Here is a 671-nt window from a genome sequence, read left to right as displayed (position 1 = left end):
GCGGGTGGCACGCTGGCGGTACCGTTGTCGGCGATAGGCAGTGACGATCAGGATTTAACGGGCGCAACGATTGATGCGAGCAACGTGTTGACGCTTAGCATAGAGGATGGTGCATCGACCACGGTGGACTTATCGGCTTATTTGGATAATACGGACGACCAGACATTGAGCAGCGATGGCAGCGCGGGTAACTTGTCGATTGAAGACGGCAATACACTGACGCTAAACGTCAATGACGCGGATGCAGACCCCACAAATGAAATCCAAGATTTAAGTTTAACGGGTAACATGTAAGATTTCTTCGGGTTGTTTACAGTANGATTAACGGCACGGACTTAGAGCTAACGGATGCGGGTGGCACGCTGGCGGTACCGTTGTCGGCGATAGGCAGTGACGATCAGGATTTAACGGGCGCAACGATTGATGCGAGCAACGTGTTGACGCTTAGCATAGAGGATGGTGCATCGACCACGGTGGACTTATCGGCTTACTTGGACAATACGGACGACCAGACATTGAGCAGCGATGGCAGCGCGGGTAACTTGTCGATTGAAGACGGCAATACACTGACGCTAAACGTCAATGACGCGGATGCAGACCCCACAAATGAAATCCAAGATTTAAGTTTAACGGGTAACATGTAAGATTTCTTCGGGTTGTTTACAGTATTT

2 protein-coding genes are annotated in these 671 nt (G+C 50.3%); both read left to right on the top strand.

All coding sequences use genetic code 11. From position 1 onward, the window contains the following. Positions 1-294, top strand: a 294-nt coding sequence (locus tag GCU85_RS10115; RefSeq protein ID WP_218110678.1) for a hypothetical protein, incomplete at its 5' end; no start/stop codon positions are given. An 80-nt stretch (positions 295-374) separates the two neighbouring features. After that, on the top strand, positions 375-644 hold the full coding sequence (locus tag GCU85_RS09865) for a hypothetical protein (RefSeq protein WP_152811014.1): 270 nt from the start codon (positions 375-377) through the stop codon (positions 642-644). Positions 645-671 lie beyond the last annotated feature (27 nt).

The sequence above is a fragment of the Ostreibacterium oceani genome (assembly GCF_009362845.1).
GTDB classification, from domain to species: Bacteria; Pseudomonadota; Gammaproteobacteria; order Cardiobacteriales; family Ostreibacteriaceae; genus Ostreibacterium; species Ostreibacterium oceani.
The sequence above is the reverse complement of the archived record's forward strand: the minus strand, read 5'-3'. Positions and strand labels throughout refer to the sequence as shown.